Source organism: Burkholderia sp. HI2714, from assembly GCF_002223085.1.
Classification (GTDB): Bacteria; Pseudomonadota; Gammaproteobacteria; order Burkholderiales; family Burkholderiaceae; genus Burkholderia; species Burkholderia lata_D.
Genome location: NZ_NKFM01000016.1, coordinates 48,876 through 71,262, shown reverse-complemented (window position 1 = coordinate 71,262; position 22,387 = coordinate 48,876). Strand labels below are relative to the sequence as shown.

At 68.2% G+C, this 22,387-nt stretch carries 20 protein-coding genes and 2 pseudogenes; 12 read left to right on the top strand and 10 right to left on the bottom strand.

Annotation, left to right across the window (positions count from 1 at the left end; genetic code table 11):
* Positions 1-114: 114 nt before the first annotated feature.
* The gene (locus CFB82_RS06765; RefSeq protein ID WP_089483688.1) at positions 115-567 is read right to left on the bottom strand and encodes a GNAT family N-acetyltransferase; all 453 of its coding nucleotides are present in this window, start codon (positions 565-567) and stop codon (positions 115-117) included.
* Positions 568-615: 48 nt separating this feature from the next.
* Between CFB82_RS06765 and CFB82_RS06760 the strand changes: the two are divergent.
* Positions 616-858, top strand: a pseudogene (locus CFB82_RS06760) (LysR substrate-binding domain-containing protein); the annotation flags it as partial.
* A gap of 24 nt (positions 859-882) precedes the next feature.
* On the opposite strand, the gene CFB82_RS06755 reads toward CFB82_RS06760, so the two are convergent.
* The 7 genes and pseudogenes from CFB82_RS06755 to CFB82_RS06730 form a co-directional block, all read right to left on the bottom strand.
* Positions 883-1,512: an NAD-dependent epimerase/dehydratase family protein gene (locus CFB82_RS06755; RefSeq protein ID WP_089483732.1), complete on the bottom strand. Its 630-nt coding sequence runs from the start codon at positions 1,510-1,512 to the stop codon at positions 883-885.
* Positions 1,513-1,683: 171 nt separating this feature from the next.
* Positions 1,684-1,830 (bottom strand): annotated as a pseudogene (locus CFB82_RS44530) (helix-turn-helix domain-containing protein); the annotation flags it as partial.
* Positions 1,831-1,941: 111 nt separating this feature from the next.
* Complete coding sequence (gene lpdA, locus CFB82_RS06750; protein ID WP_089483687.1) at positions 1,942-3,333, bottom strand: dihydrolipoyl dehydrogenase; 1,392 nt, start codon at positions 3,331-3,333, stop codon at positions 1,942-1,944.
* 5 nt (positions 3,334-3,338) lie between these two features.
* Positions 3,339-4,676 (bottom strand): dihydrolipoamide acetyltransferase family protein, encoded by a 1,338-nt coding sequence (locus tag CFB82_RS06745; RefSeq protein ID WP_089483686.1) that lies wholly within the window; start codon positions 4,674-4,676, stop codon positions 3,339-3,341.
* Position 4,677: 1 nt separating this feature from the next.
* Entirely contained in the window at positions 4,678-5,718 is a 1,041-nt protein-coding gene (locus tag CFB82_RS06740) for an alpha-ketoacid dehydrogenase subunit beta (RefSeq protein ID WP_089483685.1), read from the bottom strand.
* Between the two features lie 2 nt (positions 5,719-5,720).
* A complete protein-coding gene (locus tag CFB82_RS06735; protein ID WP_089455926.1) occupies positions 5,721-6,953 on the bottom strand; it encodes a 3-methyl-2-oxobutanoate dehydrogenase (2-methylpropanoyl-transferring) subunit alpha in 1,233 nt (410 codons plus the stop codon).
* A 483-nt stretch (positions 6,954-7,436) separates the two neighbouring features.
* Positions 7,437-8,468: an alcohol dehydrogenase catalytic domain-containing protein gene (locus CFB82_RS06730; RefSeq protein ID WP_179255379.1), complete on the bottom strand. Its 1,032-nt coding sequence runs from the start codon at positions 8,466-8,468 to the stop codon at positions 7,437-7,439.
* Positions 8,469-8,552: 84 nt separating this feature from the next.
* On the opposite strand from CFB82_RS06730, the gene CFB82_RS06725 reads away from it, so the two are divergent.
* Positions 8,553-9,506 carry a LysR family transcriptional regulator gene (locus CFB82_RS06725; protein ID WP_089483684.1) on the top strand — a complete coding sequence of 318 codons (954 nt, stop codon included), beginning with the start codon at positions 8,553-8,555 and terminating at the stop codon, positions 9,504-9,506.
* A 28-nt stretch (positions 9,507-9,534) separates the two neighbouring features.
* Here the strand turns inward: CFB82_RS06725 and CFB82_RS06720 are convergent, their stop codons facing one another.
* Entirely contained in the window at positions 9,535-10,029 is a 495-nt protein-coding gene (locus CFB82_RS06720; protein ID WP_089483683.1) for a hypothetical protein, read from the bottom strand.
* Between the two features lie 248 nt (positions 10,030-10,277).
* On the opposite strand from CFB82_RS06720, the gene CFB82_RS06715 reads away from it, so the two are divergent.
* The 8 genes from CFB82_RS06715 (at position 10,278) to CFB82_RS06675 (ending at position 19,994) form a co-directional block, all read left to right on the top strand.
* A complete protein-coding gene (locus CFB82_RS06715; RefSeq protein WP_089483682.1) occupies positions 10,278-11,750 on the top strand; it encodes an HD domain-containing phosphohydrolase in 1,473 nt (490 codons plus the stop codon).
* A gap of 1,023 nt (positions 11,751-12,773) precedes the next feature.
* Positions 12,774-13,799 carry a LacI family DNA-binding transcriptional regulator gene (locus CFB82_RS06705; protein WP_089483681.1) on the top strand — a complete coding sequence of 342 codons (1,026 nt, stop codon included), beginning with the start codon at positions 12,774-12,776 and terminating at the stop codon, positions 13,797-13,799.
* A gap of 75 nt (positions 13,800-13,874) precedes the next feature.
* Positions 13,875-14,903 (top strand): ABC transporter substrate-binding protein, encoded by a 1,029-nt coding sequence (locus CFB82_RS06700; protein WP_089483680.1) that lies wholly within the window; start codon positions 13,875-13,877, stop codon positions 14,901-14,903.
* A gap of 17 nt (positions 14,904-14,920) precedes the next feature.
* The gene (locus CFB82_RS06695) at positions 14,921-15,745 is read left to right on the top strand and encodes an ABC transporter permease (protein WP_089483679.1); all 825 of its coding nucleotides are present in this window, start codon (positions 14,921-14,923) and stop codon (positions 15,743-15,745) included.
* Positions 15,746-15,755: 10 nt separating this feature from the next.
* Positions 15,756-16,658: an ABC transporter permease gene (locus CFB82_RS06690; protein ID WP_089483678.1), complete on the top strand. Its 903-nt coding sequence runs from the start codon at positions 15,756-15,758 to the stop codon at positions 16,656-16,658.
* 13 nt (positions 16,659-16,671) lie between these two features.
* On the top strand, positions 16,672-17,703 hold the full coding sequence (locus tag CFB82_RS06685) for an ABC transporter ATP-binding protein (protein ID WP_089483677.1): 1,032 nt from the start codon (positions 16,672-16,674) through the stop codon (positions 17,701-17,703).
* 84 nt (positions 17,704-17,787) lie between these two features.
* Complete coding sequence (locus tag CFB82_RS06680) at positions 17,788-18,612, top strand: phosphodiesterase (RefSeq protein WP_089483676.1); 825 nt, start codon at positions 17,788-17,790, stop codon at positions 18,610-18,612.
* Between the two features lie 182 nt (positions 18,613-18,794).
* Positions 18,795-19,994, top strand: coding sequence for an MFS transporter (locus CFB82_RS06675; protein WP_089483675.1), 1,200 nt, complete (start codon positions 18,795-18,797; stop codon positions 19,992-19,994).
* A gap of 21 nt (positions 19,995-20,015) precedes the next feature.
* On the opposite strand, the gene CFB82_RS06670 is transcribed toward CFB82_RS06675, so the two are convergent.
* The gene (locus CFB82_RS06670) at positions 20,016-21,224 is read right to left on the bottom strand and encodes an EamA family transporter (protein WP_089483674.1); all 1,209 of its coding nucleotides are present in this window, start codon (positions 21,222-21,224) and stop codon (positions 20,016-20,018) included.
* A 505-nt stretch (positions 21,225-21,729) separates the two neighbouring features.
* On the opposite strand from CFB82_RS06670, the gene CFB82_RS06660 reads away from it, so the two are divergent.
* Positions 21,730-22,083, top strand: coding sequence for a type II toxin-antitoxin system RelE/ParE family toxin (locus CFB82_RS06660; protein WP_069247581.1), 354 nt, complete (start codon positions 21,730-21,732; stop codon positions 22,081-22,083).
* Complete coding sequence (locus CFB82_RS06655) at positions 22,080-22,361, top strand: helix-turn-helix domain-containing protein (protein WP_069247580.1); 282 nt, start codon at positions 22,080-22,082, stop codon at positions 22,359-22,361. Before CFB82_RS06660 ends, CFB82_RS06655 begins: the two co-directional genes overlap by 4 nt.
* Positions 22,362-22,387: the final 26 nt, after the last annotated feature.

Genomic DNA, 22,387 nt, shown 5'->3' with positions numbered 1-22,387 from the left:
TCCATCGTAGGTCAGCACGGGTGCCGTGGCCTCGCTATTGCTTTGTATGACGAAACAGTTTTACGAATCGATGACGCGTCGGACGTTACCCGACGCGTGCCGTCACGCGTGCTGTTAAATCTGCAGCGTCAGGATTTCGTCGCCCGCTTCGTCGAGCGTCCCGGTCGGCGTCCAGCCCAGATGCCGGTAGAAGCCGTGCGAGCGCGATGCGGGATCGGTCGAGCAGCCGAGAAACAGCGATGTGAATCCGCTCGCCGCGAACGCGTCGATCACCTGCCGCAGCAGCCGCTTGCCGATCCCCGCGCCCTCGTACTCGGGCAGGATCGCGAGCACGACGATCTCGCCCGAAGCGGTGTCGCCGAAGCAGTAGCCGACCATGCGACCGTCCGCGCAGCAGACGTAGCCCGAGAACAGGCCGTCGCGGATTCCGTCGGCCCAGCTTTCGACGGTGATGCCGAGGTCGCGCAACTGCCTCTCGGTGAATGCGTTCTCGCGCGTCCTGCCGCGCAGTGCGATGCACGCGGCCGCATCGTCGGGAGCGGCCTTGCGCCAGGTGAGTTCAGTCATCGTTCGATTTTTCCATGGCTCGCCGCCGGAGCGATGCATACAGGCGGATCAGTCGACGCCGACGTGATCTTCATCCTGTCCGGCGCGCATGTCGGCTTCCTGCCCGACCACGTCGCGGCGCCGTGGGTTGCCGCGGGCAAGATGCGCCGGCTGCTCGCGAGCAAGCTGAGCCATACGGTCGAATTCCAGCTCGCGACACCGCGCAACTGCGATGGCAGCGAAGCGCTGGACGCGTTCACGGCGGCGCTCGCCGAACAGTTCGGCGGGCTCGACGGCTTCGCCGGTCAGTGACCGGCGCGCGCCGCCCGTTTTGCGTCAGACGAGTTGGTCCGATGCGATGACCTGCACACCCGGCCGCGCGTCGATCGCCGCGTCGAGCATCGCGCGGGCGATCCGCGACGCGGGATTCACGCGCCACTTCGCCGGCAACACCGGTCCGGCCACGTTCAACGCGGACACCAGCAACCGCTCGCCGAACCTGAATTCGTCGCGGCTGCCGCCGATCAGGCCGGGCCGCACGTAAGTGAGCGACACGAACCCGACGCCGGCGAGCGCCTGCTCGACCTCGCCCTTCACGCGGTTGTAGAAGATGCGCGACGCCGAATCCGCGCCGAGTGCGGAATTCAGCACGTAAGCCGGTGTGCCGTAGCGGTGCGCGAGCCGCGCGACCGCGAGCGGATAGTCGTGGTCGACACGCCGGAATGCCGCCTGGGAGCCCGCGGCGCGCATCGTGGTGCCGAGCGTGCAGATCACGGCGTCGGCGTGCCACCAGTCGGCCGTGTCGGGCAGATGATCGAAATCGACCTCGAGCGCGCGCATCTTCGGGTGCGGCGACAACGGGCGGCGCGCGAGGACGATCACCTGATCGACCCGCGCATCGGCGAGCGCGACTTCGAGGACGTGACGTCCGACGAGTCCGGTCGCGCCGACGAGCAGCAATTTCATGTCCGGTTTTTCCATGTGGGGCCGGCGTCGGGGGCAAGGAACGGCCCGCTTTCCGGCTTCCTGCATGATCGCCGGCCGACTCGCCGACGACAACCTCCCAACATCTCGAAAAATTACAGGATGTGCCTGCTTCGCCGGGGTGCGCGCTAGGAGCCGCCCCTGTCTCGACACGCTCGGCGCGACACCTGTCCAGCGCCTGTACGCCTGCGAGAACGACGACATACCGCTGAATCCCCGGTTCTGCGCGATTTCCTTGATCGACAACCGCCCTTCCGCGATCGGCGCCTGCGCGCGGATCTTGCGCACCGCGCCCGACATGCCCCAGACGCATGCGCCGTCGCCCTGCAACCGGTCGAGCCGGCACTGCAAATGGAAAGCCGCCGATGCGTACGTTACGCATCGGCGGCTTCATGTCACGCGCGATACGCGTCACACATGCAACGCATGCCCGAGCGCACGCAGCGCGGCCTCCTGCAGCGCTTCGCCGAGCGTCGGGTGCGCATGGATCGTGCCGCCGATGTCCTCCAGCCGCGCGCCCATCTCCAGCGACTGCGAGAACGCGGCAGCCAGTTCCGACACACCGCGCCCGACCGCCTGCCAGCCGACGATCAGGTGGTTGTCGCGACGCGCGACGACGCGCACGAAGCCGTCGGTCGCCTGCAGCGTCATCGCGCGCCCGTTCGCCGCGAACGGGAACGACGCACTCACGCAATCGACATCGGCCGCACGCGCATCGTCCGGCGACCAGCCGGCCGTGACGATCTCCGGATCGGTGAAGCACACGGCCGGGATCGACGCGGGCACGAACTTGCGGCGCTTGCCGGCGATCAGTTCGGCCACCATCTCGCCCTGCGCCATCGCACGATGCGCGAGCATCGGCTCGCCGGCGACATCGCCGATCGCCCAGACGTTGCGCATCGACGTTCGGCATTCGTCGTCGATCCACAGCGCGCGGCCGTTGCGATCGAGCGGCAGCGACTCGAGCCCGAAGCCGTCGACCCGCGGCCGGCGGCCCACCGCCACCAGCACGCGATCGGCCTGCAACGTCTGCTCCGCGCCATCGGCGGCCTGCACGCGCACCGCGCCGTGTTCCGCGGGCCCGAGCACCTTGTGGCCGAGCAACAACCGCACGCCCAGCCGCGCGAGCGAATCGGCGACCGGCCGCGCGAGTTCGGCGTCGTACGCGGGCAGCACGCGCTCCGCCGCTTCGACCACGCTCACGTCGACGCCGAGCTTGCGATAGACGATCCCGAGTTCGAGCCCGATATACCCGGCCCCGACGACGACCAGCCGCTTCGGCAACGTCTCGGGCGACAGCGCCTCGGTGGACGACACGACATGCCTGCCGAACGGCATCGACGGCAGCGCGACCGGCTCGGAGCCGGTCGCGAGCAACAGGTGCTCGCAGCTGATTCGCGTCGTGTGGCCGCCGCCGACGACGTCGACGGTCTTGCCGTCGACCACGTGCGCGTCGCCGTGCAGCACGCGCACGCCGTTCTTCTTGAGCAGCGCGCCGACCCCGCGCGTCAGCCGGTCGACGATGCCGTCCTTCCATGCGACGCTTTTCGCGATGTCGATCTCGGGCGTGCGCACGCGAATCCCGAGCGCGCCCTCGCCCGCGTGGCCGCGGGCCTGTTCGAATGCGTCGGCCACGTGGATCAGCGCCTTCGACGGAATGCAGCCGATGTTCAGGCACGTGCCGCCGACCCGGTCGCGCTCGACGAGCACGGTCGGAATGCCGAGCTGGCCGGCGCGAATCGCGGCGACGTAGCCGCCCGGGCCGCCGCCGATCACGAGCAGCGTGGTGTGTTCATTCTTCATCGCGCTCACTCCACGAACAGCAGTGCCGGGCGCTCGAGCACCGCGCGCACGGCCTGGATGAATTCGGCCGCATCCGCGCCGTCGACGACACGATGGTCGAACGACGACGACAGGTTCATCATCTTGCGTGCGACGACCGCGCCGTCGCGGATCATCGGCCGCTCGACGATGCGGTTCACGCCGACGATGCCGACTTCTGGATGATTGATGACCGGCGTCGACACGATGCCGCCGAGCGCGCCGAGGCTCGAGATCGTGATCGTCGAACCGCTCAGCTCGTCGCGCTGCGCGCGGTTCGCACGCACTGCGTCGGCGAGCCGCGCGATCTCGGCGGAAATCGACCATACGTCCCGCGCTTCCGCATGACGCAGCACGGGCACCGTGAGGCCGCCGTCCGTCTGTGTCGCGACGCCCATGTGCACCGCGCCGTAGCGCGTGACGACACCCGCTTCGTCGTCGAAGCGCGCGTTGATCTGCGGGAAGTCGCGCAACGCGATCACCATCGCGCGGATCAGCAGCGGCAGCGGCGTGAGCTTGCCGCGCGTATCGCCGTAGCGACGGTTCAGATCCGTCCGCAACGATTCGAGCTCGGTGACGTCGATCTCCTCGACGTAGCTGAAGTGCGGAATGCGACGCTTCGCTTCCTGCATCTTGCGTGCGATCGCGCGCCGCAGGCCGATCACCGGTACGTCGGTTTCGTCGTTACGTTCGGCGTAGCCGTGCACGTGTGCTCCATGTGATCCGCGCGCCGCACCGCTGCCGGTACCCGCATACGCATCGAGATCCGCATGCAGGATCCGCCCTGCTTCGCCGGTGCCGCGCACATAGCGCAGCTCGATACCCATGTCCCACGCGCGCTGGCGCACCGCCGGCGATGCGAGCGGCCGTTCGCCCGGCGCGAGCGCCGCGCGCGGCGGCTCCACTTTCTCCGCGTGATCGGCATGCTTCGCACGACGCGGCTCCGCGGGTGCGTGCTTCGCAGCCGGCTTGGCGGACGATTCCGCCGGCGCGTCGGCCACCGCCTTCGACGGCGCCGCCGCGACCGGTGCGGTTGCTACCTTTGATTCCCGCACCGGTGCGCCGGCCTTCAGGTTGCCGTCGCCTTCGACCTCGAGGCGGATCAACTCGCTGCCGACCGCCATCATCTCGCCGATCCGGCCGCCGAGCTCGATCACCTTGCCCGTCACCGGCGACGGAATCTCGACCGCCGCCTTGTCGGTCATCACATCGGCGAGCGGCTGGTCTTCCTTGATCGTCTGCCCGACTTCCACGTGCCAGGCCACCAGCTCGACCTCGGCAATCCCTTCGCCGATATCCGGCATCTTGATGACATGAATCCCCATCTCACGCCTCCATCACGCGTCGCAACGCTTCACCGACCCGGGCCGGGCCCGGAAAGTACGCCCACTCCTGCGCATGCGGGTACGGCGTATCCCAGCCCGTCGTGCGCTCGACCGGCGCCTCGAGGTGGTAGAAGCAATGTTCCTGGACCAGCGACACCAGCTCCGCGCCGAAGCCGCAGGTGCGCGTCGCCTCGTGCACCACGACGCAGCGCCCGGTCTTGCGCACCGACGCGACGATCGTGTCGAGGTCGAGCGGCCACAGCGTGCGCAGGTCGATCACTTCCGCATCGATGCCCGTCTCCTCGGCCGCGGCGAGCGACACGTGCACCGTCGTGCCGTAGGTCAGCACCGTCACGTCGTTGCCGGGGCGCACCACGGCGGCCGTATCGAGCGGCACCGTGTAGTAGCCCTCCGGCACCGCGCTTGCCGGATGCTTGAGCCACGACGTGACCGGCCGATCGTGATGGCCGTCGAACGGCCCGTTGTACAGCCGTTTCGGTTCGAGGAAGATCACCGGATCGTCGTTCTCGATCGATGCGATCAGCAGCCCCTTCGCGTCGTACGGATTCGACGGCATCACGGTGCGCAGCCCGCACACCTGCGTGAACATCGCCTCCGGGCTCTGGCTGTGCGTCTGGCCGCCGTAGATGCCGCCGCCGCAGGGCATGCGGATCGTCATCGGCGCGATGAACTGGCCGGCCGAGCGATAGCGCAGCCGCGCGCCTTCCGACACGATCTGGTCCGACGCCGGATAGAAATAGTCGGCGAACTGGATCTCGCACACCGGGCGCAGCCCGTATGCCCCCATCCCCACCGCCGCGCCGACGATCCCGCTTTCGGAGATCGGCGCGTCGAACACGCGCGACTTGCCGTATTTGTTCTGCAGTCCTTCGGTACAGCGGAACACGCCGCCGAAATAGCCGACGTCCTGCCCGAACACGACCACGTCGCTGTCGCGCCCGAGCATCACGTCCATCGCCGAGCGCAGCGCCTGGATCATCGTCATCGGCTGCGTTGCCGTGCCTGTCTCTTGTTGCGCCATGATCACGCTCCCAGTTCCTGGCGCTGACGGCGCAGGTGCGCGGGCAGCTCCTTGTACACATCGTCGAACATCGATGCCGGCGACGGAATCCGGTCGTCGGCCAGCGTGCCGAATTTCTCCGCTTCCTTCTGCGCGGCAATGACCTCGGCCTCGAGCTCGGCCGTCAACGCTTCGTGCGCGCTGTCGGACCAGATGCCCTTGACGATCAGGTGGCGCTTGAAGCGTTCGATCGGATCGCCGAGCGGGAAATGGGACCAGTCGTCGCTCGGACGGTACTTGGTCGGATCGTCCGACGTCGAGTGCGCACCCGCGCGGTAGGTCACCCACTCGATCAGCGTCGGCCCGAGATTGCGGCGCGCGCGTTCGGCCGCCCAGCTCGACGCCGCGTAGATCGCGAGGAAGTCGTTGCCGTCGACGCGCAGCGACGCGATCCCGCAGCCGACGCCGCGCCCTGCGAAGGTCGTGCCCTCGCCGCCCGCGATCGCCTGGAACGTCGAGATCGCCCACTGGTTGTTGACGACGTTCAGCACGACCGGCGCGCGGTACACGTGCGCGAACGTCAGCGCGGTATGGAAGTCGGATTCGGCCGTCGCGCCGTCGCCGATCCACGCGGACGCGATCTTCGTGTCGCCCTTGATCGCCGACGCCATCGCCCAGCCGACCGCCTGGATGAACTGCGTCGCGAGGTTGCCGGAGATGGAGAAGAAGCCCGCTTCGCGGTCCGAATACATCACGGGGAGCTGGCGGCCTTTCAGCGGATCGCCTTCGTTCGACATCAGCTGGCAGATCATCCGCTCGAGCGGGACGTCGCGCGTGATCAGGATGCTCTGCTGCCGGTAGGTCGGGAAGCACATGTCGCCGTCGCGCAGCGCCATCGTGTGCGCGGTGCCGATCGCCTCTTCGCCGAGGCTCAACATGTAGAAGGAGATTTTCTTCTGACGCTGCGCGATCATCATGCGCGCGTCGAAAATGCGGGTCTTGAGCATCGCGCGCAGGCCGGCGATCAGCCGCGCATCGTCGAGATCCGGTGCCCACGGGCCGACGGCCTTGCCGCTGTCGTCGAGCACGCGCACGAGGCTGCGGGCGAGATCGGCGGTGTCCGCCGCGGCAACGTCGATCGGCGGGCGGCGAACGGCGCCGGCCGGCGATAGATGCAGATAGGAAAAGTCCGTCTTGCAGCCCGGGCGCCCGGTGGGCTCCGGCACATGCAGACGCAATGGCTCTGACAGGCTCATCGTGTCGTCTCCACGCTCGATTGTGTCTCACGCTATTTGGGAACGCGCGGCCGGTTGCCGGCCTGCGCGCTGACTGGCGTGCGGATAGGCACGTCAATCTATTAAATTTAGGCAATATGGGGCCAGCCGTCGATGACCAACCCGCTCGACTGCGGTGAGCATATTTGCCATGTCGCGCTCGGGAGGGCCGACAGGCGGGCATCGGCCGGCATCCCGGGATTGCCGCGGCCGTGCGAACCGGGGCCTGACGGGAAATCGCGGATGCCGCCACGACCGATGCCGGGCGAGGAGCGGATGCGCCGGACAACGCCGGCACGCCGCGCCCGACCGGGCGGCCGTCGATGTCAGGGGGAATGTCGATCGCGGACGAACGCCGCCGATCGGTGTGACCAATTCGCTCACCACGCGGATGCGAAGCGCGGCGAGCCGGCCCCGCGCGCGTGCCGGGAGATACGTCCCCGCATCTCCCGGCACCCTCGAGCGTCAGTGGCTTTGCGCAGGCGTGAACACGCCGCGAAAGCGCATCTTCCCGGACGCGAGGCGATCATAGGCGTCGGTCGCCTGGTCCAGCGAGAACGTCTCGACGATCGGCTTGACCTTGCCTTTGGCGGCGAGGTCCAGCACTTCGCTCAGGTAGCGCAAGCCGCCATGCGTGGAGCCGATGACCTGCTGGCGCATCATGTGGAACGGCTTGCGTTGCGATGCGATCGAGAACGGCTTGCTGAAGTCGAGCCCGCAGAGGATCACCCGGCCGTCGACCCGCACGCCCGTCATCGCTTCCTCTGCAGTACTGAACTCGTTGGTCGTGACCAGCAGGACATCCGCGCCGCCCAGGTCGCGCAGTTCCGCGCCGTTTGCGACGACCCGGTCCGCGCCCAGCCCGATCGCAAGGTCGCGCTTGTCGGCCGAATGCGTGATCGCGATGGTCTCGAAGCCGCATGCGCGGGACAGCTGCAGCGCCACGTGGCCCAGTCCGCCGATGCCTAGCACGGCCACCTTCTCGTGCGGTTGCGGCGCCGCGTCGCGCAAGCCGCTCCATGTCGTGTAGCCCGCGCACATCATCGGCGCGGCATCGACATAGGCCAGCCCGTCGGGCAACAGCACCGTGCCCTCGGCCGCGACGGCGATGTACTCCGCATGTCCGCCCTGCGACGCGAACCCGGTGGTCCGCGGCGCATCGCAGTTCACGGCCGTCTGGCCGGAAAGCGGACGATGCTCGCGGCAGTATGGGCAGCGCCCGCACGCGGACTGCACCCACGTCGTGCCGATCCGGTCACCCACCCGGCGCGTCTGCACGCCCGCGCCCACGTCGACGATTTCGCCGACCACCTCGTGGCCCGGTGTCTGCGGGTAAATGTCCCCGCCGTAGCCCTGCGTGGCCCACACGTCCGTGTAGCACATCCCGGACGCATGCACCTTCACCAGCACCTGCCCCGGCCCGGCTACCGGTACCGGCACTTCCTGCACTTCCCAGGGCCGGTTGGCCCCCGTCATCACGATCGCCTTCATCTTCATTGCCTGCTCCTTGTTCAACCGAACGCAGGGCCTAGTCTAGAAAAGGCGCATTATCATGACAATCTCGCCAATCTTTATGTCACGATGAAATCAGCTCATCAATTGAAAAGCGGCGATCTCTTCTCGCTCAATGTATTCCTCGCCGCGGCCACGCACCTCAGCTTCCGCACGGCATCGGTCGAGCTCGACGTCACGCCGTCGGCGATCAGTCATTCGATCAAGAGCCTCGAGCAGCGCCTGGGCGTTCGCCTGTTCAATCGCACCACGCGCAGCGTGTCGCTGACGGACGCCGGCGAGCGGCTCGCCGACAAGCTCCGCCCCGCGATCTCGTCGGTCGCGGAGGCGATGCTCGCGGTCGACGGGATGCGCGACACGCCCAGCGGCACCGTGCGCATCAATGCGAGCGAAGGGGCGATCCGTCTCGTGCTGAAGCCGGTGCTCGCGCGGTTCCTGCGCGACTACCCGCAGGTCCACCTCGACATCGTGACCGACGGCAAGCTCGGCGACATCGTCGCCGGCGGCTTCGACGCGGGGATCCGGCTGGCCGAAGCCGTGCCGCAGGACATGATCGCGGTGCGCGTATCCGATCCGGTGCGGTTCGCCGCCGTCGCGTCGCCGGCCTATTTCGCCGCGCGCGGCCGCCCCGACGTGCCGCAGGATCTGGACCGGCACGACTGCATCCGCTTTCGCTTCGATAGCGGTGCGCTCTACCGCTGGGAGTTCGAGCGCCGCGGCGTCGTCGAAACGGTGAACGTCCGCGGCCCGCTCACGCTGACCGACCAGCCGTTGATGATCGACGCCGCGATCGACGGGATCGGGATCGCCTTCGTGCCCGACCATCTCGTTCGAGATGCACTCGAAGACGGACGGCTCGAACGTGTATTAACCGACTGGTGCCCGGTCATGCCGGGGCTGTGCCTGTACTACCCCGGTCATCGCCACGTTTCGGGGGGGCTGCGGGCGCTGATCGACATGGTGCGGGTGCGGCCGGCGGGTGCCGCCCCGAAAAGTGGCACGGCCGGGCGCGCGGAGCGATGAAGCACCACGGCGCCCGCTTTCCGCACAGTCAGGCGCGGCTGCGGTACGACCGAAGCCGCACAAGCTGCAACACCGATCCAAGCACGAAGATGCCCAGCCACGCGGCAAGCGATCCGCGCACGATGGGGGATGCGGGGCCATTGGCAAGCGGGTGACCGATCGGCAGCCGCGTCAGCGTCTCGTTGATTCCGGGAACCAGCAACAGAAAGAAGCTGAACGAGAAGGCGAACTCGGCCAGGTACGGCCGTGCACGCCCCAGCGCTTCGATGCGCGGCACGAGGAGCCCGCCCGATATCGCGATCAGCGCCAGGATGCCGAGCGCATGCCCGGCATTGAAGCCGCCGGTACTGGACAAGCCGAACGACGTGAACACGGATATCACCATGCCTGCGACGTAAATCCTGGCGGCCCGGGTCGCGTTGTCGATCTTCTGGTACCGGGCGAAGCTGTAGAGCCCTGCGGCGAACGTCACGAGGCTGACGAGGGTGTGACCGGCACCCAAGGCGGAAATGGGATGAGGCATAAGACGACGACTCCTTCTGACAATGTGGGCCCCGGTCGCCGCGACTCCGGCGACACCGGCGGCGCAAGGAAGCATTCGTGTGGCGTCGCATGTCGCTTGCCCCACTTGCAGCCAGATTGTCCCGATCGTTCGCGCCGTCCGGGATCGGTCAAATGACCGACCCCGGACAGCGTCATGCAACGGGGCGCACGTGCCCGCGTCGCGTATGATCGTTCGCTCGTCCCTGCGTTTTTTCCAAGCCGAGCCCGATGTTCGACGCTGACGCCAGCCACGCCGCACTGCGCATATTCGATTCCGTGAGGGCCATCGCCTTCATCGGCGATCTGAGCATGGGGCAGCCGACCGACCATTCGCTTCGCACCGCGTGGCTGGGTATACGACTCGCGGACGCGGCCGGACTGGGCGCATCGGCGTGCGATACGGTTCGCGAGGTGTCGCTGCTTCGCTGGTCGGGTTGTACGGCGAACGCAGCAGGTTTCGCGCACGTGTTCGGTGACGACATCGCGATCCGCACGGCGATGCTCGAGAACAGGCCCGGCATGGCCGAGGCAATCGGAGGCGCCGCCGCCTCGATGACGCAACTCGCGCGGATTCACTGCGAAGTCGCCGGCGAGGTCGCGCACCTACTCGGGCTATCGACGGCGACCGAAACGGCGCTGCGTCACATTTTCGAAGCCTGGGACGGCAGCGGCTTCCCTGCGCAGCTCGCACGCGAACGCGTGCCCGCAGCCGTGCCGGTCGTCGCGCTTGCCGGCGATCTGGAAGTGCTGAGTCGCACGTATGGCGTCGAGCGGGCACTGGGACTGATCGGGCAGCGTGCCGACTCGCGGTATCCGTCACACCTCGTCGCGACGACGATACGTCACGCGCAAGCCTGGCTGACGGAACTGGAACGCACGTCGCCGGCCGAGTTCGACATCGCACTGGCGACCTCCGACATGCAACGGATGACTTCCGCCGAACTGATCGCCGACATCGTCGACCTGAAAGTGCCGTGGATGACGGGTTTTTCGCGCGCGGTCGCCGTGACGGCGGCCGGGTGTCACGCGCGACTCAAAGCGGATGACGTCGGGCGCTCGCTCGTCTACCAGGCCGGACTGATTCACGGCATCGGCAGGGCCGCCGTACCCAACGACATCTGGAACCTGCCTACGGCGTTGCCTGCAAGCGCGTGGGAGAAGGTTCGGCTGGTACCGTACTGGACGGAGCGCGCCGGCAAACAGTCCGGCGCGCTGCGCCATGCCGCGCTGCTGGCATCGCATGCTTACGAACGGCTGGACGGTTCGGGGTATTTTCGCGGTGCGCACGCGCCTGCACTGACACTGGAGGCGCGCGTGCTGGCGGCATCCGTCGCGTGGGTCGCATTGCGATCGCCGCGACCGTGGCGCGCCGCGCTGACCGACGACGCGGCTGCCCGTCTGTTGCAGGACGAGGTCGCACACGGCCGGCTATGCGGCGAAGCGGTCGGTGTGCTGACGTCGGCAGGCACCGCCGTCGCCAGACGTGTATCCAGAAGCGCACCGTCCGGTGCCGGCCTGTCCGGGCGAGAGATCGACGTGCTGCGCGTGATCTCGCGCGGCGCGAGCAACAAGGAGGCCGCGCGGGAATTGACCATCAGTCCCAGCACGGTGCGCACGCACATCGAGAGCGTGTTTCGCAAGCTCGGATGTTCGACGCGCGCGGCAGCAACGCTCAAGGCGTCGGCGATGGGCCTGATCTGAATGATGCATCAGGCGGACAGTGGAACGCTCGGGTCACGAAGCGACGCGCTTTCGCATCGACACGTCGCGCACGCGCAATCTGACCTTCATGCGCGAGGGGGGTGATTCGTAGGGATCGCGTCGCTTCACGGTGCGACGTTTTCGTTGCGTGGTGGGGTTCGCGGCTGCGTCAGGAGGCGCGAGTTCCACCATGCGGCTGTGATGAGTCGGCGTGACTCGGCCGCAGACCCACCTGCCGGTCCATTTGACGAGCCGCTGATGTAGGTGGCGTCGCCGTTCGGTCGTCGGTAATCACACCCGACGCCACGCCCCAAAAACAAAAAACCCGCGAGCGCATGGCTTCTCGCGGGCTTTTGTCCCTTCGTCGAATCGCGATGAAGCGATCGTGGTGCCGGGGACCGGACTCGAACCGGCAAGCCAGTTAAGGCGGCGGATTTTCGTCACACTGCTTCTTTCAAAGCCGGCGTCGCGTGCGCGATGCCGTTCGTGCGCTGGACTATGCCTTCGCCGTCGCGCGCGGGCTAGCCTGCTGCCCGTGCGCCTTAGGCGCCCCCCGTCTAGTCTCTACACCTTCCTCGCGGATGCCGCGAGGCTTGGCTCGGCGTTGCCTCGATGCGCGCATCAGGGGTTTCACCGAATTTGAAGGGTTCTGCACCGACCGTTTCCGACCGGGCACTCAATCGTTTAAGTCCGCTATGTTTACCAATTTCATCACCCCGGCAAGAGGGCGGACGCGATTCTACCATTGCTTGCGCATGCGTTCCCTTATTCTGCGGCGCCGCACCACGCCTCCACCGCCGCACCGCATCCTCGTGGGTCATCGACGCGACCACACCGCCCCCCCCAACGATTTCCTCCCGCACTGCAGCATCCCCGATACAATCAAGTCTGCGTCGTCCGACGGCCCTATCCGTCAGACGTTTGTGTCGTGCTTTTTGCGAAACAAGCGTCGCCCGCGTCATCGCGAAGTCACAAAGGTTTTCGATAATTTCCCTGCCGAAAACGTTTACATCGCAAGGTTTCATGACCTCGACCATCAAGGACGTCGCTGCCCTCGCGGGCTTCTCGATCGCCACCGTCTCGCGTGCGATCAACGCGCCGCATACCGTCAGCCCCGCCACGCTGCAATCGATCCGCACCGCGATCGACACGCTGCAGTTCCGCCCGAGCCCGCTCGGCCGGCAACTGCGCGGCGAGCGCACGCGCCTCGTTGGCGTCGTCGTGCCGACGTTGTCGAACCCCGTGTTCACCGACTGCCTGCAAGGCATCGACGAGCTCGCGACCGCGGCCGGCTTCAAGCTGATCCTGATGACGACCGAATACGACGCGGCGCGCGAGCGCCACGCGATCGAGACGCTGCGCGAGCAGCGCGTCGAAGGGCTGATCCTCACCGTCGCCGATGCGGATACCCATCCGCTGCTCGACATGCTCGACCACGACGGCCCGCACTACGTGCTGATGCACAACGACACGCAGCGCCGCCCGTCGGTCTCGGTCGACAACCGCAGTGCCGCGTATGACGGCGTGCGGCTGCTGACCGCGCGCGGCCACCGCCGCGTGCTGATGCTGGCCGGCTCGCTCGCCGCATCGGATCGCGCACGCCAGCGTCATCTCGGCTATGCGCAGGCACTCGAGGAAATCGGCGTCGCCACGCTGCCGCCGGTCGAAGTCGACTTCAACGCGCCCGAGCTGCCCGACGCGGTGCTCGCGCATCTCACCGCGCACGCGACGCGGCCGACCGCCCTCTTCTGCAGCAACGACCTGCTCGCGATGGTCGTGATGCGCGGCCTGCGCCGCGCGGGCTTCTCGGTTCCCGACGACCTGTCGGTGCTCGGCTTCGACGGGATCGCGATCGGTGAACTGCTCGCGCCGCCGCTCGCGAGCGTCGCAACGCCGAACCGCGACATCGGCCGCCACGCATGGCAGCGTCTCGTCGAATGCATCGGCGGCGCGGCGATCGACCGCACGTCGCTGATCCTGCCGCACGTGGTGCGCGACGGCGCGACGGTCGCCCCGCCGGCCACCGACCTGCAATTGCGCAAGGCCTGAACGCGCGCCGCCACACACGTACACAAGCACGCCACCACACCACCCCAGCGCCTCACCCTCGCCCGGAGACCTACCGTGTCCTTTCGCCTGACCTCGCTGCTGCGCGCGCTTGCAGCGCCGCTCGCCTGCGCCGCGCTCCTCGCCGGCGCGCCCGCCGCCCACGCCGATGAAACGGCGATCTGCTACAACTGCCCGCCGGAATGGGCCGACTGGGCCGCGCAGATCGCGGCGATCAAGCAGAAGACCGGCATCCGCGTGCCGTTCGACAACAAGAACTCGGGCCAGTCGATCGCGCAGCTGATCGCCGAGCAGAAGAGCCCGGTCGCCGACGTCGTCTACCTCGGCGTGTCGTCGGCGTTCCAGGCGAAGGACAAGGGCGTGATCGCGCCGTACAAGCCCGCGCACTGGAACGACATCCCCGCGAACCTGAAGGACCCGCAAGGCTACTGGTTCGCGATCCATTCGGGCACGCTCGGCTTCTTCGTGAACAAGGACGCGCTCGACGGCAAGCCGGTGCCGCGTTCGTGGGCCGATCTGCTGAAGCCGGAATACAAGGGCATGGTCGGCTATCTCGATCCGTCGAGTGCGTTCGTCGGCTATGCGAGCGCGGTGGCCGCGAACCAGGCGCTCGGCGGCAGCCTCGACAACTTCAAGCCGGCACTCGACTGGTTCAGGAAGCTGAAGGCGAACGCACCGATCGTGCCGAAGCAGACCGCGTATGCGCGCGTGCTGTCCGGCGAGATTCCGATCCTGCTCGACTACGACTTCGACGCGTATCGCGCGAAGTACAAGGACAGCGCGAACGTCGAGTTCGTGATTCCGAAGGAAGGCACGATCGCGGTGCCGTACGTGATGAGTCTCGTGAAGGGCGCCCCGCACGACGCGAACGGCAAGAAGGTGCTCGACTTCGTGTTGTCGGACGAAGGCCAGAAGCTGTGGGCCAACGCGTACCTGCGCCCGGTGCGCGCACAAGCGCTCGGCGCCGACATCGCGTCGAAGTTCCTGCCGGCAAGCGAATATGCGCGTGCGAAACCGGTCGACTTCGGCAAGATGGCAGCCGGTCAGCAGGCATTCGGCCAGCAATACCTGCAAGTCATGCAATAAGCAGCCGGACATCATCGATGCTTGACCTGACTTTCCCGCTACGCTGGCGCGTCGCGCTCGTCGCGCCGGCGCTCGCGGTGTTCGCCGCGTTCTGGCTGCTGCCGATGGCGGCACTCGTGCAGGTGTCCGCCGACGGCGCGTTCTTCTCGCACTACGCGGCGCTGCTCGGCAATGCCCGCTACATGAAGAGCCTCGGCGAGACCATCGCGCTGTCCGCGGGCGTCACGCTCGCGACGCTTGTGCTGTCGACGATCTCGGGCCTCCTGCTCGCACGCCGCGAATTCGCGGGCAAGCGCGTGCTGCTCGCGCTGCTCACGTTCCCGCTCGCGTTCCCGGGCGTCGTCGTCGGCTTCATGGTGATCATGCTCGCCGGCCGGCAGGGGCTGATCGGGATGCTGTCCGCGAAGCTCACCGGCGACAAGTGGGTATTCGCATACTCGGTCGCGGGCCTGTTCATCGGCTACCTGTACTTCTCGATTCCGCGCGTGATCGTCACCGTGATCGCGGCGGCGTCCAAGCTCGACGCGTCGCTAGAGGAAGCCGCGCGTTCGCTCGGCGCGTCGCCGTGGCGCATCTTCGTCGACATCGTGCTGCCCGCGCTCGCGCCGGGCCTGATCGCGGCCGGCGCGATCTGCTTCGCGACCGCGATGGGCGCGTTCGGCACCGCGTTCACGCTCGCCACCGACCTGAACGTGCTGCCGATGACGATCTATACCGAGTTCACGCTGAACGCGAACATCGCGACGGCGGCCGGCCTGTCGATCGTGCTCGGCATCGTCACCTGGGCCGTGCTCGCACTCGCACGCCGCTTCACCGGCCACACCGCCGCCGCCGCGGCCTGAGGATTTCCGCATGCAATCGCTTTCCGGCTCTTCCGCGCCGTCGCCTTCGCCGGCCCCCGCTCCCGCGCAGGCGAACGGCGTCGCCCGCCGCGCGCCGCGCGTCACCGGCGCGCGCGCGATCGCCGCGCTGCAATGGGGCATCACGCTGCTGCTGTGCGCGTTCCTGATCGTGCCCGTCGTGATGTCGGTGCTCGCGGGCCTCACCGTCAACTATTTCCGCGGCCTGTCGAGCGGCCTCACGCTGCGCTGGCTCGAACAGGTGTGGCAGCAGTATCACGGCTCGGTCGCGCTGTCGCTCTACGTCGCGTTCGCGACGCTCGCGATCGTGCTCGCCGTGGGCGTGCCGGCCGGCTATGCGCTCGCGCGCAGCAAGAGCCGCGCCGCGCGCGCGATCGAGGAGGCGCTCGTGCTGCCGGTCGCACTGCCCGGCCTCGCGTCGGCGCTCGCGCTGCTGGTCGTGTACGGCGGCTTCACCGCGTTCCGGATGAGCCTGTGGTTCATCGTCGTCGGCCACGTCGTGTTCACGCTGCCGTTCATGGTGCGCGCGGTGGCAGCCGTCGCGGCCGGCGCCGACCTGCGCACGCTCGAGGAAGGCGCGGCCAGCCTCGGCGCGTCGTTCGTCACGCGCTTCGTCACGATCGTGCTGCCGAACCTGCGCCCCGGCATCGTCGCGGGTGCGCTCGCCGTGCTCACGCTGTCGATCGGCGAATTCAACCTCACGTGGATGCTGCATACGCCCGACACCAAGACGCTGCCGGTCGGGCTCGCCGATACGTATGCGTCGCTGCGTCTCGAAGTCGGCAGCGCGTACACGATCCTGTTCCTGCTGATGACGCTGCCGCTGCTCGTCGCGATGCAGTGGCTCGGCGTCGATCCGTCCGGCACGCGGGCACTCAAGAAGCGCCCGCGCTGAATTTCTCGCAGACATGAAACTCGATTCCACTCCCATCACCCTGACCCGCTGCGCGAAGACGTTCCGCGGCACGCGCGTGCTCGAACCGCTCGACCTGTCGATCGGCGCGGGCGAAACGCTCGTGCTGCTCGGGCCGTCCGGCTGCGGCAAGACCACGACGCTGCGCCTGATCGCGGGCCTCGACACGCCGGACGCCGGCGGCACGATCGCATTCGGCAATGACGACGTGACCGCGCTGCCGATCGAGCGCCGGCAGGTCGGCATGGTGTTCCAGAACTACGCGCTGTTTCCGAACCTGACGGTGCGCGGCAACGTCGGCTACGGGCTGAAGATCCGCAAGACCGAGCCGCGCGCGCTGCGCGAACGTGTCGACGAGTTGCTCGCGATGATGCGGCTCGACGCGCATGCGGACAAGCCGATCGACCAGCTGTCGGGCGGCCAGCGCCAGCGCGTCGCACTGGCCCGCGCACTGGCGGTGCGGCCGCGCGTGCTGCTGCTCGACGAGCCGCTGACCGCGCTCGACGCGAAGCTGCGCGACACGCTGCGTCGCGAGATGAATACGCTGCTGCGCGAACTCGGCGTGACGACGGTCTACGTGACGCACGACCAGGCCGAAGCGATGGAGCTCGGCGACCGGATCGTCGTGATGGGCGCGGGCCGCATCGAACAGATCGGCACGCCGCGCGACATCTACTACCACCCGGCCAACCGCACGGTCGCGCAGTTCATCGGCACGCTGAACCGGCTCGCCGGGCAATGGCGCGACGGCACGCTGGTGACCACGGGCGGCGCGATCGCGACGCCGCACGCCGCCGACGAGTGGTTCTTCCGCCCCGAGGATGCGCAACTCACCGATCCCGGCCAGGCGCCGCTGCGCGGTGCCGTCAGTGCGTGCGCATTCCTCGGCGAGCGCACGCGGCTCACGATCGAGCATGCGGCCCCCGACGCGCTCGTGATCGACGTGCCGGGCCGCATCGCGCTCGCACGCGGCACGGCAGTCGGCCTCACGATCGCGCCGGAAGGCCTGATCGCGCTCGGCGCCTGATCCGTCATTCCGGCATCATTCATGCAGCACCCCACCGCGGCGCACGACGCCGCGACAACAATCAGACAATTCCGAGGAACGACGATGCTGCTTGCTCAAATCAGCGATCTCCACATCAAGCGTCCGGGACAGCTCGCGTACCGGCGCGTCGACACCGCGGCCGCGCTCACGCGCTGCATCGAAAAACTGAATGCGCTCGTGCCGCGCCCCGACGCGGTGCTCGTCACCGGCGACCTGACCGATTTCGGCCACGATGACGAGTACGGCAACCTGCGCGGGCTGCTCGCCGCGCTCGAGATTCCGTACTACCTGATGATCGGCAATCACGACGACCGCGCCGGGCTGCGCCGCGCGTTCGCCGATCGCGCCGAACTGCAGGCGGGCGAATTCGTGCAGTACGCGCTCGACGTCGGCGCGGTGCGCGTGCTGGCGCTCGATTCGCAAGTGCCGGGCGCAAGCCATGGCGACCTGTGTGACGCACGGCTCGCCTGGCTCGCCGCGCAGCTCGACGCGGCGCGCGACCGCCCCGTGATCGTCGCGCTGCATCACCCGCCGTTCGCGTCGGGAATCGGCCACATGGACAAGCTGCGCCTCGCGCCGGCCGCCGCCGCGAAACTCGACGCGCTGCTGCGCGGCCATCCGAACGTCGAGCGCGTGCTGTGCGGCCACGTGCATCGCACGATGTTCACGCGCTTCGGCGGCACGCTCGCAGCCGCGGTGCCGTCGCCCGCGCATCAGGTCGCATTCGACCTGCGGACCGATGCGCCCTCCGCGTTCCGGCTCGAACCGCCGGCCTTCGCGGTCCATCGCTATACGCCCGATACGGGGATGACGTCGCATCACGTGTATGTCGATGAAGGGGCCGGGCCTTATCCGTTCTATGAACCGACGGGTGAGCTGGTCGACTGACGGGTCGACGCACGCACGATGACGGACAGCGGCCGGCTGGTTACACCGGTTTGGCCGATTTGCCCCGCCCGGCAGGATTCCCGTCGCTCCGGTATGATCGGCAGCCTCGACGGCGCCCTGCCCGCCTGCGCACCCGACGCGTGCGCCGCGCGCTGCGCCGCCCCACTTCCGTTCGCGCAGCCATGTCCACCGCCTCCACCGACCGTCCGGCCGACGCCGCCTCGCCCCACTATTCGCGCAGCCTGCTGTTGCTGCTCGCGACGATCGCCGGTGTGTCCGTCGCGAACATCTATTACAACCAGCCGCTGCTCGACAGCTTCCGCTCGGCGTTTCCCGACGGCGCTTCGTGGATCGGCGCGGTGCCGACCGCGACGCAGCTCGGCTATGCGGCCGGCATGTTCCTGCTCGCGCCGCTCGGCGACCGCTTCGACCGCCGCGGGTTGATCCTGATGCAGATCGCGGGCCTGTCGATCGCGCTGATCGTCGCGGCCACCGCGCCGTCGCTGGCCGTGCTCGCCGTCGCGAGCCTCGCGATCGGTATTCTCGCGACCATCGCGCAGCAGGCCGTGCCGTTCGCCGCCGAAATCGCGCCGCCCGCCGAACGCGGGCATGCGGTCGGCACCGTGATGAGCGGCCTGCTGCTCGGCATCCTGCTCGCGCGGACGGCCGCCGGCTTCGTCGCCGAGTATTTCGGCTGGCGCGCGGTGTTCGCCGCGTCGGTCGCGGCGCTCGTCGCGCTCGCCGCCGTGATCGTGCTGCGGCTGCCGCGCAGCTCGCCGCCGTCGACGCTGTCGTACGGCAAGCTGCTCGGCTCGATGTGGCATCTGGCGGTCGAATTGCGCGGGCTGCGCGAGGCATCGCTGACGGGTGCCGCGCTGTTCGCGGCATTCAGCGCGTTCTGGCCCGTGCTGACGCTGCTGCTCGCCGGCGCGCCGTTCCATCTCGGCCCACAGGCGGCCGGCCTGTTCGGGATCGTCGGCGCGGCGGGCGCGCTCGCGGCACCATACGCGGGCCGCTTCGCGGACAAGCGCGGCCCGCGCGCGATCATCTCGCTGGCGATCGCGCTGCTCGCGCTGTCGTTCGTGATCTTCGCGCTGTCGGGTTCGAGCCTCGTCGGGCTCGTGATCGGCGTGATCGTGCTGGACGTCGGCGTGCAGGCCGCGCAGATCTCGAACCAGTCGCGCATCTATGCACTGAAGCCCGAGGCGCGCAGCCGCGTCAACACGGTGTACATGGTGTGCTATTTCATCGGCGGCGCACTCGGCTCGTCGGCCGGCGTCGCCGCATGGCACGCGTTCGGCTGGATCGGCATGTGCACGACCGGGCTCGTGTTCACCGCGCTCGGGGGCTGGTTCCACCATCGCGGCGGCCGGCGCGACTGAGCGCGACCGGCCACGGCCGCGTCACGCGTCGGCGCGGGGGGCGGCCGGTTCGGCGGCCGGCGGCGGGGCGAACGCCGGTGCCGGTTCAGCGATGGGCGGCGTGGCGAACGCCGGTGCCGGATCAATGACCGCGGCAGGATCCATCACGGCAGCCGGCGTCGGCACGGCCAGCGCAACGGCGGAAGGCGCCAGGATCGGCGCCGCATCCGGCACCGCGATCTGTTCGGGTACTGATGAAGCCTCCACCGTCGACTCGGCTGCCGCGGCCGCCGAACTGGCAGCCGCCGTGCGCGCCGCGGGCCGGCGCGCCGGATCGAACACGAACGACAGCCCGACGCTGCCGAGGATCGCGACGGTCGCGACCACGGTCGCCATCGTCACCGGTTCGCCAAGCAGCAGCGCACCGAGCGCGACCGCGACGATCGGGTTCACGTACATGCAGCTACTCGCGATGATCGGGCTCGTGTGGCGGATCAGGTAGCCGTACGCGACGTACGCGGCCATCGTGCAGAACACCATCAGGTACAGGAACGCGAACACCGGCCCCACCATCAGGTGCTCGACGCGCTCGCCGACCAGCCACGCGACGAGCGTCGAGATCATGCCGCCGAGGCCGATCTGCAGCGACGTGGACAGAAACAGGTCGGACGGCAGCTTGAGCCGCGTCGCGAGATGCGCGCCCCCCGCCCAGAACAGGGCGCCGGCGAGCACGCAGATCGTGCCGAGCGCCGAATTGTGCGCGGCCGCGCCGCCCGAGTTCAGCACGACGATACCGACCATCCCGAGCGCAACGGCCGACCACTCGCCTTTCGTGACGGGCCGCCCGGCAACCGCGGCGATCACGGTCGCGAACAGCGGCACCGTGGCCACCATCACCGCGGCCGAGCCGCTGCTGACCAGACTGATCCCGAGCGCGATCGTGCCGGACGACAGCGCGACGAGCATCGTGCCGACGATCCCCGCATTGCGGATTTCGAGCAGCGTCGGCCATTCGGGCTTGCGCCGCAGCGCGAAGATGAACAGGCCGATCCCGCCGAGCAGGTTGCGCAGCCCCGACAGCAGCAGCGGCGGGAACGACTGCAGCGCGAAATGCAGGCCGCTGTAGGTCGAACCCCAGACGAAATAGATGAAGACGAGCGCCAGCGCGACGCGGCCGCCGCGGCTTTGCGGCAGGCGGATCCGGAACGAGAAGCGGGCGAAGAAGTCGAGGAGACGGTCGAGCGGCGTCATTGCGCAGCCCGCCCGCACGTCACGCCGCGTGCTCCGCTGAAAGACGCCGGCGATGCCGGCAAACGGCCCTGGCGGGACCGGGAAGGCAGAGCGAACGTGCGGAACGACATGGCAGTGCGAACGGCGACGAAAGAGAACCGGCAAGCGGCGGCAGAGGGACAAAAAAAACGCGCGCAACCGTTTCGGCTGCGCACGCTCGGCATTATGGCATCAAGGATTCGAAAGCATCGTCGGACCAGTCTGAAAGGATCGCGAATGATGTTTCCACGCGACATTTCCCGGCCGGCGGGCGGGTGAAATCGGGGGCCGGACATGCGACACGCGTGCGTTGCCGGGTATCAATCCGACCCGCCCTCCACGCCCATCCGTCGCGATCGAGTCAGCCATCGGCCGAACGGCCAGTCCTGCACGCCAGCCAGCGCTTCCCCCTTATCGTGACGGTCAGCTCACGCGCCTCCTGCCCTGCTCGGCCCTCTTTCGAAACCTACACCGTCCATACAAAATTTTGTATAATTCAACCATTCTTCCGCCGAAGCCGGTTGTTTTCGTCGGCAGCGCGCTGGACGATCTTCGCGGCTTTCCGTTGCCCGCGCGACGCGAAGCCGGCCACCAGATCGACCAGGTACAACGCGGGTTCGCGCCCGACGACTGGAAGCCGATGCGTACCGTCGGCATCGGTGTGCGGGAAATTCGCCTGCGCGATGCGAGCGGCGCGTTCCGGATCATTTACGTCGCGACATTCGCCGACGCCGTCTACGTGCTGCACTGCTTCCGGAAGCAATCGGCGCGCACCACCAGGGCCGATATCGAACTGGCCGCCCGGCGCTATCGCGCGCTGACGATGGAGAGGAAACGATGACCAACGACCGTTATTCGAGCGTCTGGGACGCAATCGAGGGCCAGCCGGCCGAAGCCGAGAACATGAAGCTGCGATCCGAGCTGATGATCGCGCTCAAGCAGCGCATCGCACAGCTCGAGCTCAGCCAGGCCCAGGCCGCGAAACAGCTGGGTGTCACGCAGCCGCGCATCTCCGACCTGATGCGCGGCAAGATCAACCTGTTCGGGCTCGACGCGCTCGTGAACATGGCGGCGGCCGTCGGCCTGCGCGTCGACCTCCAGGTGCGCGAATCCGCGTGACGCGTCACGTGCGATGCCGCGCTGCC